Origin of the sequence: Glaciecola sp. 1036 (assembly GCF_050306235.1) — a bacterium.
Taxonomy (GTDB): Bacteria; Pseudomonadota; Gammaproteobacteria; order Enterobacterales; family Alteromonadaceae; genus Glaciecola.
Genome location: NZ_JBLWFH010000002.1, coordinates 1 through 11,514, shown reverse-complemented (window position 1 = coordinate 11,514; position 11,514 = coordinate 1). Strand labels below are relative to the sequence as shown.

Genomic DNA, 11,514 nt, shown 5'->3' with positions numbered 1-11,514 from the left:
CTAAAAGATCTTAGTAAACCCAGCTGTTTGTTTCAATTTTCTATTATGAACTTCGCTTTGAATAAGCATTAATTCCTTATGTAAAAGGTCAACAGCCAACATATGAGCACTTGGCTCTTGAGTCATCGATTGAGTATGAATTTTTTCGTCTTCAAACGTCAGAGTGTGAATAATGTTCGGGGAATCTTTTTGAATAAAACTAATACCTAACGGATTAAACGCAAATGAATTTTTGCTGTCAATTTTTACATCTATGATGGATGATTCATCCTTGTAGACCTTAAGATTACCTTGAGTGTCTAAGGTTAGCTGCCACTCTTGATTGATAGGAAAAGATATCAACATATTTTGAGATATTCTTTCATAAACGCTTTGTTCCATCTCGAATTTGAACACATTGCTGCCAATTTGAGGATCAATAGAAGAAAAATAAAGTAATCCCTCGTCAGTAAAATCAAAAAGCGGATACTGTGTCTTCGGCATAGGTAAATTTGCGAATTTAAACAAATTTGAATTTAACGTTAGGGTAAATATTTTATCGTTAAGCACTCCGGCTAACATGGAAGCATCTGCGTTAATACTTAAAGATTCAATGACAACAGGTTGCTCAAATAGCTTTAAAGTTGAAAGTTCCCCAGACACTAAATTCAAAAGTTGAATTCGCGTTTGTTTTTGACTGATATCTATGTCTGCAAAAATAAGCGTACTGTCTTTTCGAACAATTGAAGTTACCAATCCCGTATCTAATAATTTCTTACCTAGTAGAATGCCTGAACCAACACCTGCTTTTTCAGAAAATTGAAGAATCTTTTGCACGCCGTCTTCAACTATTCCAGTAATACAACCTTCTCCGCACTTCCCAATAAGCTGTGATGCTCCCCAAAAGGGTTCACTCATAATATCTAATAAATTTTCGGCAATTCGCCATGTGTAAAGCTTATATTTATCAGATAAAAATAAGAGCGATAAACTATCGCCAGACCAAATCCAATGACGAGCGGCAAACCCCAGTTTTTTTTCCACTAGCAAAGTACCTTTCATATCCAAGATTTGCACCAAGGTCGATAAAGGATATGCATCCAGTAAAAAAATTCTATTTCCTTCAGGGCTAATACTAAGATAAGTAGATTGACTAAAAGCACGTGTCTGTAACTGTAATTGATCAGTTGTTTTTGTCGCTATGTCATACACATATAATTGAGCATTTAGATTCGATGCGTCAGCATCAGTAGCGTTATGGCGAAAATATAATTTTCCTTGTTCGCTATCAAATGCAAATAAGCCACTAAGATCTTGGGGGATCAATAAGCTAGATGTTGGACCTAAAGTAAATCCGCTGTTTAATTGCCACACATCAATGTAACTTTGGTCATTCTGTTTTCTAACAAAATAAACTTGTTGGTGGTTTAGCGAGTATCCGTGATGCTGTAAATCCTCTTCTTCGTACCTTGCTTGATACTCAGAAACTTTGTTTAACGTTTTATAGACTATGGTATTTTTGTTCAGTGAAAGGCTTTGAATTCTTGAACCATTAAAGAAGTAATCACTCACTTCACCTTCTATATCCAAAATCATTCTGTCAGATAAATTAGATGTTTTAGGTGCAGGCTCAATGGTATCGTCAGTGAAAATTGGCAAGACAAACACATAAAACATCAACAAGGTTACGCATAACATTAACCCTGAAAAGGTTAAAAACTTAATTTTTGACTTATGCTTTTCTTGTTTCGAATAAAAAGAAACGCTGGGCAGAAAGATGTAACCACTTCTGGGAATCGTTTTTATAAAAACTGGTGAACGCGCATTGTCGCCTAAAACTTCTCTGGTTTTTTTAATCAAAGCTCGCAATGCTTCATCATTCACATCTTTGCTTTGCCACAAAGTATCAATCACGGATTCTTTACCGATAACTTTGTTCGGTTGACTTACCAAAAGCGCTAAAAACTGATGAATTTTAGGTTCAAGATTTATCTCCGAACCATGTCTTATCAAGATGCCTCTTGTAGTGTCAAACACAAGGCCTTCAAAACTTGCCATTTCAGCTTTTAACGTGGTCATTTTGTTATCCGATCAAAATATACATTACTGTGTAGATAGCACTTAAACTACTTGTGATTTTTTGTGAACAACAACCTACACCAACAAAAATAGCACATATATCAATAATTAGAAAACCTTTGTAACGTTGTGATTTGTTGTGAATAGAAAACAATGGGCAAAAATTCATATTTTCTGCTCACTCAAAGAAAATGTGGTCCCTAATTCTGAAATTCATTACAACCTAGTGAAATAGCAGCAACTGAACCACAAAATTGGCTAGACAATATCTGAACGCGAGGCAAGATAAATATCAGCCTGCAATTTTTATTTGACTTGAATATTCTTACTCAATTTCAGCATAAAAACTCTGGAGACTATTAGCAATTTAAACAGCCGTTTTTGAATCAACGCAAACAAATCACAACGCCCTCATAATAGTAGAAAAACTTTTGTCTTCTTAAAATTTTGCCTAGATAGCTTGAGCCGATTTTCGAATTTTTTATAGTGCTTTCCAAAGTAGATTGATTTAGAAACAAGATTGAAACAAAATTTGGCAAAACCAAAATTTGTAAGCACTTACTGACAATAATTATCGTGTTATTTTGTGAAAATGATATTTATGTAGTTAAATTTGCTGGTCTTTATTTATGAAATACGCGAATTCACCGATAAATTTATAAATCCATGTGTACTTTCCTAGGGTATCTTAGTTCCGTGTATAAAGAGATGTTAATTCGCAGCTTCATTATTTTACTTTTTATTAGTTTTGCTAGTTTCTCTTTGGCTAAAGAAAAACCACCTAAAGTCTTCAAAGTTGGCGTTAACGAGTTAGATCATTATCCGCTATTTGATTTTAATCGAAATGAAGATAAAGGCTTAGCTTGGACCATTTTAGAAGGTTTCGCCAAAAAGAATAATTATGAATTCGAATATATCGTTATGAGCTCGGTTAAATTACAAAACGCCATGGAATCTGGCCAAGTAGATTTTGTTTTCCCCGATAATCCTCTGTGGAGTATTTATCGATATGCCAGAGATCCCAACATATTTAGCTTACCCGTTGTGAATGCGGTATCAGCTACCTTTGTAACATTAGAAAATAGAGATATCGAATTAGAGCAAGTTTCTACTGTTGCTATTCCTTATGGTTATTCAGCGGTCACTTGGTTAGCGCCTTTAAGCGATTATGAAATTGATACGTTAACAACATCAAGTCTTAAGAAATCCATTCAATCACTTTATAGAGGCACTTCAACCGCGGCTGATATTGAATACAACATTGCTCAGCACTTAATTGAGCAAAGTACCAACCCCGTAACCTTAGTCGTTAATCCGAATTTACCCAATGTGCCAATTGGCTACCACCTATCTACAATTAAGCATATCTTGATCGTTGAGAGATTTAGTCATTATTTAATTAACAATGCTGAACTGATAGATCTTTTGAGACAAAAATACGGAGTAAAAGAATACGAGGAAGTGTTTGGTATCGATGGCAGCCAAGCGAAAAAGCGCTGGCTACCCAAAAACGATTAGGCACTAAATATCTAGATCCGCCACTTCAAATTCTTTGTAGGTAAGCTCGCCGTTCTTATCTACATCTAAGGAATCAAACATTTCCTTTAATATTGAATGTACACTTGCTTCTGCTTTTGAGATTGTGCCATTTTCATCGGTGTCTAGAATTTCAAATAAATCATTTTGTGCCAATACACTTGTACTTATTGTTACTATAGCAACTAAAGTGAGTGTTTTAAGCCTTGCCCTGCGCAAATTACCTCCTTTACGAAACTCATTCAAATCATCCTAAGTTGAGAATTTTTAATCACTTAGATTTTTCAAAATTGTTCTTCGTTAACTAACCAAATTAAGCTTGTACTACCAAGCCATTCTTCATTTCTGTATCGGTATTATTAGACCTATGCGAGCATTACTAACTTTCACATTTTTATTTCTTACTTATGCCGAATTTGGAAATAGGTTAGCAATCCTGTTGGCGAGTTTAACTAGAAAACATAATGAGGATTACCAGAATCTGTTCACCTTCATTTGTAAACCATATGTATAATATATTGTTAAAATATTGGATTTAAACCCAAATTATTAAACTTTAGTTTAATTTATCACACATCAAACTCTAGGTCTCAGAAAAATTTTAGTCAATAGTTAGAGATTTGCCTGACAGTAAGGAGGATTATGAAGTTCTGTATAAGGTTATTTATACTTGTCAGTATCTGTTTACTTTCAAGTTGCTCTCAAGAGAATGATAAACAAAAGGTCATTCGACTAGCACATACCTTAGATGTGAATCATCCCGTCCATTTCGCAATGGAATATATGAAGCAGCGCCTTGAGTTTCATAGTCAGGGCAAAATGTCTATGCTCATTTATGCTTCTGGGCAATTGGGTTCAGAGCGGGAATCTTTAGAATTGCTACAGATTGGAAGTTTGCCGATGACCAAGGTATCCGCGAGCTCATTAGAAGCTTTTGTGCCTGAAATGAAAGTCTTCAGTGTACCTTATTTATTTAGCTCTAGCGATCATCTATGGTCTGTCCTAAACGGCGAGGTAGGACAAGAACTGTTGCAAGCTGGTACCCCTTATCTATTCATGGGGCTAGGCTATTATGATGCTGGAAGTAGAAGTTTCTATACTACAGAAGCACCGGTAAATACTCCTGACGATTTAGTCGGAAAAAAGATCCGAGTTATGAACAGCCAATCTGCGGTGAACATGGTAAATACCTTAGGTGGTTCTGCCACACCTATTTCATGGGGAGAGTTATACACATCGCTACAACAAGGCGTGGTGGATGGTGCTGAAAATAATCCTCCAAGTTTCTACCTTTCAAAACATTATGAAGTAGCTAGGTATTATGTTTTGGATGAGCATACTTCAATTCCAGATATTTTGGTATTCAGCACAAAAGTTTGGAATTCACTTAGCTCACAACAACAAAGCTGGTTACAAGCAGCCGTTAATGACTCCGTTGTTAAACAAAGAGAATTATGGGAAATCGCAACCCAAGATGCCATTGATAATGTTATCGCTGACGGCGTCACCGTTATTCAAGCCGATAAATCTCATTTTGTAGAAAAGACCGAAAGTATTCGTGATGAATACAGGGGTTCTGCAATCGGACAGCTTATCAAGCGAATACAAAAGCTAGACACGGCGAAGAGTACAACACCATGAAAAATATTATTGAAAAAGTCGACCAAGCTTTACAGAAGTTACTAATTTTTTTGATGGCATTGCTTTTTGTTGATGTCATGTGGCAAGTTATTTCTCGCTTTATTTTAGAACGCCCTAGTTCCTTTACTGAAGAGCTGGCTAGATTCTTACTTATTTGGATAGGGTTGCTAGGTGCAGCTCATGTTTATCGCCATAAAATGCATTTAGGTGTCGATATTCTTTTGCACAAAGTTGGCCATAGAACACAAGTTTTGATGGTGAAAACCGTGCATGCTATGACGGCAGCTTTTGCCCTAAGTGTATTGCTGTATGGCGGTATAGAACTCATGTTACTGTCTTTTCACCTAGAACAGTTTTCTCCGGCCATGGAGATTAATATGGGATTGGTGTATTTTGCCTTACCTCTTAGTGGTCTGTTGTTCTTACTTTTCGCGGCACAAGAATTATTTACTTCGAGTAAACAGTTGGAAACTGAAACTACTAATCAGGAGTTAATCTAATGGATATTTCATTCCTGGTATTATTTATTAGTTTTGTATTGTTGCTGTTGCTTAGTACTCCCATTGCCATTGCGATTGCCGTTTCTACAATGCTTGCAATGCTGTTCACCATGGGGCCAGATATAGCGCTCACCACTATCGCCCAAAGAATGGCTACGGGTCTAGATAGTTTCGCTTTATTGGCAATTCCATTTTTTATCTTATCTGGCTACTTAATGGGGCAAGGAGGTATAGCTAAACGACTGATCAATTTTGCAATGGTATTAGTTGGTCGACTTCCAGGTGGCTTAGCTTTTGTAAACGTAATTTCCTGTGCCTTATTTGGTTCTATTTCAGGTTCAGCGGTAGCAGCAACCAGTGCTATAGGCGGATTTATGATACCCGCAATGAATAAAGAAGGTTACGACAAAAATTTTAATACCGCGGTTACAGTGACTGCGTCCACTACCGGTATGTTAATTCCTCCAAGTAACATATTGATTATTTTTTCTTTAGCCAGCGGAGGAGTGTCTATCGCCGCACTTTTCATGGCTGGTTATTTACCTGGCATTCTAATGGCAGCTGGGCTGTTATTAGTTTGCGCAGCTTATTCCACTAAGAACAACTTCCCCCGTGGAAAAAGCTACACAATAAGAGAAAGCTTTGGTTATTTAGTAGCGGCTATCCCAAGTTTATTGCTTATACTGATAGTCATTGGCGGGATTATCAGCGGTATATTTACCCCCACAGAGGCTGGCGCGATAGCAGTTGCTTACGCCTTACTACTATCCCTTTTTGCCTACCGTGAAATAACCGTTAAGGATCTACCTGACATTCTATTGCGCTCCGTACAAACGACCGCAATCGTCATGTTACTCATAGGCGCATCGGCAGCAATGTCATGGATGTTATCTTATGAATTTATTCCGCAGCGTTTTACACAATTCATATTAGCGCTCTCTGAAAATCCGCTTCTCTTGTTGTTATTGATAAACTTAATGTTGCTTTTGGTAGGCACGTTTTTAGATATGACGCCTGCTGTACTCATATTTACGCCTATTTTACTGCCTGTAATGGCAGAACTAGGAGTGTCTCCCTTACACTTTGGCATCATGATGATAATGAATTTGTCTATCGGACTGTGCACACCTCCGGTTGGCGGCGTGCTATTTGTTGGATGCAGTATAGGAAAAACCACAATCACAGCAGTGATAAAACCTTTAATTCCACTTTATATTGCCATGTTTGTGTGCGTTTTGATTGTTACATTTGTGCCGCAAATCAGTGAATGGTTACCGAGAATGTTTGGGCTGATTAAATAATTATTACTAAATTATGCGCTACTAGAGCTCTGAAAAATTGAGCTCTAGTAGCTTTGTGAAAGTAGGCTTATTCGTATGGGTCGACATTAATTCGGTAACAATTTGGCGTAAGCTTTGTCTCTTGTTAGGGAGGTAGTTTTCATTTTCTTCTAGCTCCAAAAGGAGATCTAAAGCAAATTGGTAATCCTTGTTCTGTCCTTTTAATACAAAATGCGTGATCAGTTTTTTATATAACTCGACGCCTTTTTCAGCCAGATTATTTTGTACACAGACAAAGGCTAACTCATGTAATTGATATTCTGGAAGCTCATGATTTTCCACTAAATCACTGGCTTTTTGGTACTGTTTTGTGGCTATATAAAACTCAATTAAAGGGGCGTAATTTTTTAAGTGATCTGGGACATTAGATTTAAAAGACTTTTTAATCTCAGATTCAGCTTTAGAATATAAATCCTCTTTTTCAAAACCAAGTTCTTTATTAATGTTAGCGACGCGCTCAAAGTCTTCCGTCGAAAGTGTCGAACAAAATAAATCCCATGCAACCGTTAAAGCGGCGGGTAGATCGTTCAGATTTAAATTAACGTTAAGTTGGCAACGATTAAGTTTGTCGATGTCATCTTTATGCTTAGCAAGAGTTTTGGCATTTTTAAGATATTTACAGGCTAGTTTAAATTGATTGGCTTGAAGTAAATCTTCAATAATGGTGAATCCATCTGAGAAAGTTTTAGCAATGCTAGCCAACCAACTTGCAGACTTATCATAATCACCTCGCACATATGCGTAACGGGCTAGAGAATGAACCATTTGTTGGTAAATGTTAGATGAGACACTTTGTGTTTTGTCTTTTTTAATGGTCTCGATTCTTTTTTCTAATTTACCATAGAAAGCAATAGCAAGAGGCGACGAAGTTGAATCAATGAACTTTTTACCCACATCACCAAAATCAATATGCAAGTACTCACTATCATAAAGTCCCATTAATATTTGAGCCTTTTTTTCGTCTTCGATAGTTAAACGCTGGAAAGATTTAATGAATTGTTTTTCTATTAAATAGTAAACGCCGAATCTATATCCGCCCGAGTCGTCCACTCGCTCCACAATTTTGTCATACCTGGCCAACATGAATTCAGCCAATTCGACCGCTTGCATAGCTTCAAGCCTATCCATAACTTCAAACAGAATTGACAATTGTGCTCTTGCTTTATCGAAGTAATTTCTTACTTGGTCATAGCGCCATAGGTCACGTAACGGCAAAGCCTTAATGATTCGTTTCCTAAATTGCTTTATATCGAAGCTATCTAGCGCTATATCAGCAAAAAGAACCCACTTGTCTAACTCTTCAGAATTACTTTTTATATAGCTATACAAATGCTGCTTTGCTTCCCCCTCAGTCAAAGAATCTAAATACCCTTTAACCCTATCTGCAGGACCACCGTTTAACAGTATCTGGTATTTTTCTTGTTGTTCTTCGTAATGCAACACTGTTGCTACGCAATGCTTGCAAAAATCAAAGCCTTCTGAAGCCGGGCAAGAACACCCGCCATCGAAAGAATCAGATAAGATGGTTAAGCTTACATCATAAACATAAGTGCCTTGGACTTGTGCGATGATTTTATTATTTTCATTTCTAAAATTAATTACTGCATTCTCACGAAATAGCGCTACGCCTTTTTCGTAAGCCGACTGGCCCGCAAGTCTTTGAATGATAGCGTTTATATTAGAAGACATTTGTTTGTAGAAACTGAAATTATGGGCAAAGGATCAATAGTATCAATAGGCATTTACGTTGTGAAGTGGGTTTAATAATTCTTCGATTTTGAGCAAATCTTTTACTAAAGTATAATTTTACTAAGTAACTGAATTTAATATATATTTTTTAATTTGTTTAGGTAATAAAAACGCCATTTTGGCCGATAAAATTAATATTACTTTGCCTTTGTTTTTTAGTTGCTTTAAGGCTTTACATTTGAATAGACTATTCTCATCAAAATTTATCTTTTGGCTTATTGTACTAAGCTTTTTGCCGCTTATTGCTTATTTCTCAGGCGCATTGACCAAGCGATTAAATGCGTTAGATATACAACAAGAAGTAGTCCTGTCTTCTGTCGTAGTAAATGACAATGTAAAGAATAATTACTTCGTGTCAGGCAATTACCTAATTTCACATTGCGAAGTAATAAAAGACGATCCAAACAACCTTTGTGGATTTGCTTTTGATATTGGTGCTAATTCTGCTGAAGGATTGGATTTATCAGGTTTTGATTCAGTTGAAATTGACATAGTTGCAACAGGACCAAAATTACCAAGAAAAATAAGATTTGCGCTAAAGAATTTTAGTCCTGAATATTCATCAATTGACGACCCAGTTTCAGCGAAGTATAACGCTGTTTTAATTGACCCTACTACGACCAAACGCAAAATTAAACTACCTCTCTCATATTTTCGTGTAGAGAGTTGGTGGATTAGTTATTTTGATTTACCGGCGGAACAATCCCTTACTGATTTTAATAACATCACCAATATCGAAATATTGCATCTAGATGCAACAACTAAAGGTGAATATACCTTTAGTGTTGAGGGAATCACTTTTATCGGAAGTTACGTTACCATAAATACGATTCTTATTACCGTAATGCTTTGTTGGATTGTCGTTATAGGTCTACTCATAATTCGAAATCATAAGGATTTAATCAGTGTTGTAGAAACTGATTTTCTAACAAAAATATCAAACAGAAACGGCATGATTCGCTTTTTAGATTCATTAGAAGCAAGCGAATCCACTCCGGTAAAATGCGGGATAATTTATATCGATTTAGATAATTTTAAATATGTAAATGATACTTTTGGACACGATGAGGGCGATAATTTACTGACGTCATTTAGTGAAATAATTAAAAATGCACTACACCATTCCGTATTTAAACCTAATACTTATAGATTTACGCGTTTATCAGGTGATGAGTTTGTAATTATTATAGCTAATCCAAGCGAAGTGCAGTTGTCTAAACTCGCTACGAATATACTTAGTGATCTAAAGATGCCTATACAGTTAGCTGGAAAAGATTACAAAATTGGTGCGAGTTTGGGTGGAGCGATAGCCGAGATAATTGATAGTAAAGCTTCTAAATTGTTTAAAAACGCAGATATTGCGATGTATGTATCAAAACATTCGGGTAAAAATCAGTTTACTTTTTACAACGAAACTATTGAAAAATTAGAAAATAATGAAAGACAAATCGTTGAACATGTGAAACAAAGTTTAAGAAACAACAATAGTCATTTGAGCATGTTTCCACTGTTTCATACAGATGACAAAACCTTGGATTTAGTCGAGTTAAGATTACCCAATCAGCAAGCAATATTTAATGAGTATTCAAAAAAGCAAATCGATGAAATCGCGAAAAAGTATGATTTAGACTGTCCAATCGATATGTTCGTAGTCGAAAAAGCCATGTCACTATTATCCAATTGGGATTTTACAAAGACACCTAATTTGAAGTTTTTGCTGCCAATATCTAACTCATCAATTGAAAGTGCACATTTTCTTGAGAACCTTTTACATATTTTGCGCGGCGCAAGTTTTGATTTAAACAGGATTATTCTGCAATTTGATGAGCCCAAAAATGAAGGTGCGCAAAATAACATATTTAAACATTTATTGAGATTGGCAGAAGAAAATATTCAGCTTTCAATTAATAACTTTGGTCAGTTTCAAGGCACCATTAGTTGGCTCAAATCGTTAAATTTAAGCCTAATTACCATACATCCAAACTTACTTTCTAATGCAAAAGAAAAGGAAGTTAGAGAATTTTCTGACAAACATTTAATTAATTATCTCAAATTAAATAATGCAAAGATCCGTATATATAAAGCCAATACCATGGAAGACCTTTATCACTTTTTAAACCTAGAGGTTGATTATATGGATGGATTCCTTATATCAACAACATTAACAAAATCAAAAATAATTAGCATAACCAAAAGCACAACAAAAGATCTTACACATCCACCACAATCAACAATGCAAAAAATGGAGCCGTAGTTCATTTTTTTAAGCCCCTACATCCCACGAACGTCAACGCCTAACAACCCCCACTAACAATGGAGTCGTAGTGCATTGTTGCTATCCCTTGATTTAAATAATGGAGTCGTAGTTCATTGTTTTAGCATGGCTGGAGGCTTGGTGCTTGTTGGGTTACAGAGCAGTGTAATTAATGCACTACGGCTCCATTATTTTTTATGCATAAAAAAAGCCCCAGTCTCTCGACTAGGGCTTCTTCTAAATGGGAGTCCCGGTAACCGGATGAGGCCATGTGCTACTCTCACATGGGGAGACCCCACACTATCCCCGCGCCGGTCACCGGTCGTCGCAAATACGTTTCATTTGTGCGTAGCACAAACAAAAAAGCCCCAGTCTCTCGACTAGGGCTTCTTCTAAATGGGAGTCTGGCGATGTGCTACTCTCACATGGGGAGACC

Annotated in this window: 8 protein-coding genes; 5 read left to right on the top strand and 3 right to left on the bottom strand. The window is 36.4% G+C overall.

All coding sequences use genetic code 11. The features are described from left to right. Nucleotides 1-2,058, bottom strand: coding sequence for a winged helix-turn-helix domain-containing protein (locus tag ACNKW3_RS02675; RefSeq protein WP_427397720.1), 2,058 nt, complete (start codon nucleotides 2,056-2,058; stop codon nucleotides 1-3). Between the two features lie 696 nt (nucleotides 2,059-2,754). Between ACNKW3_RS02675 and ACNKW3_RS02670 the strand changes: the two genes are divergently transcribed. Further along, the gene (locus tag ACNKW3_RS02670; protein ID WP_427397719.1) at nucleotides 2,755-3,576 is read left to right on the top strand and encodes a hypothetical protein; all 822 of its coding nucleotides are present in this window, start codon (nucleotides 2,755-2,757) and stop codon (nucleotides 3,574-3,576) included. A 3-nt stretch (nucleotides 3,577-3,579) separates the two neighbouring features. Here the strand turns inward: ACNKW3_RS02670 and ACNKW3_RS02665 are convergent, their stop codons facing one another. Next, the gene (locus ACNKW3_RS02665) at nucleotides 3,580-3,840 is read right to left on the bottom strand and encodes a calmodulin (protein WP_427397718.1); all 261 of its coding nucleotides are present in this window, start codon (nucleotides 3,838-3,840) and stop codon (nucleotides 3,580-3,582) included. A gap of 396 nt (nucleotides 3,841-4,236) precedes the next feature. On the opposite strand from ACNKW3_RS02665, the gene ACNKW3_RS02660 reads away from it, so the two are divergent. From ACNKW3_RS02660 to ACNKW3_RS02650, 3 genes are read left to right on the top strand one after another with little or no spacing between them, the layout of a single operon-like run. Then, on the top strand, nucleotides 4,237-5,235 hold the full coding sequence (locus ACNKW3_RS02660; protein WP_427397717.1) for a TRAP transporter substrate-binding protein: 999 nt from the start codon (nucleotides 4,237-4,239) through the stop codon (nucleotides 5,233-5,235). Continuing rightward, nucleotides 5,232-5,735, top strand: a complete 504-nt coding sequence (locus ACNKW3_RS02655; RefSeq protein WP_427397716.1) for a TRAP transporter small permease — start codon at nucleotides 5,232-5,234, stop codon at nucleotides 5,733-5,735. Before ACNKW3_RS02660 ends, ACNKW3_RS02655 begins: the two co-directional genes overlap by 4 nt. Next, a complete protein-coding gene (locus tag ACNKW3_RS02650) occupies nucleotides 5,735-7,036 on the top strand; it encodes a TRAP transporter large permease (protein WP_427397715.1) in 1,302 nt (433 codons plus the stop codon). Before ACNKW3_RS02655 ends, ACNKW3_RS02650 begins: the two co-directional genes overlap by 1 nt. Before the next feature lie 21 nt (nucleotides 7,037-7,057). On the opposite strand, the gene ACNKW3_RS02645 is transcribed toward ACNKW3_RS02650, so the two are convergent. Then, nucleotides 7,058-8,764 (bottom strand): SWIM zinc finger family protein, encoded by a 1,707-nt coding sequence (locus tag ACNKW3_RS02645; RefSeq protein ID WP_427397714.1) that lies wholly within the window; start codon nucleotides 8,762-8,764, stop codon nucleotides 7,058-7,060. A gap of 178 nt (nucleotides 8,765-8,942) precedes the next feature. On the opposite strand from ACNKW3_RS02645, the gene ACNKW3_RS02640 reads away from it, so the two are divergent. Further along, complete coding sequence (locus ACNKW3_RS02640; protein WP_427397713.1) at nucleotides 8,943-11,078, top strand: diguanylate cyclase domain-containing protein; 2,136 nt, start codon at nucleotides 8,943-8,945, stop codon at nucleotides 11,076-11,078. Nucleotides 11,079-11,514 lie beyond the last annotated feature (436 nt).

Bases quoted from the DNA above. Each gene is read 5' to 3' on its own strand.
- ACNKW3_RS02650 (WP_427397715.1), top strand. From the start codon at position 5,735: ATGGATATTTCATTCCTGGTATTATTTATTAGTTTTGTATTGTTGCTG.
- ACNKW3_RS02655 (WP_427397716.1), top strand. From the start codon at position 5,232: ATGAAAAATATTATTGAAAAAGTCGACCAAGCTTTACAGAAGTTACTA.
- ACNKW3_RS02660 (WP_427397717.1), top strand. From the start codon at position 4,237: ATGAAGTTCTGTATAAGGTTATTTATACTTGTCAGTATCTGTTTACTT.
- ACNKW3_RS02675 (WP_427397720.1), bottom strand. From the start codon at position 2,058: ATGACCACGTTAAAAGCTGAAATGGCAAGTTTTGAAGGCCTTGTGTTT.
- ACNKW3_RS02645 (WP_427397714.1), bottom strand. From the start codon at position 8,764: ATGTCTTCTAATATAAACGCTATCATTCAAAGACTTGCGGGCCAGTCG.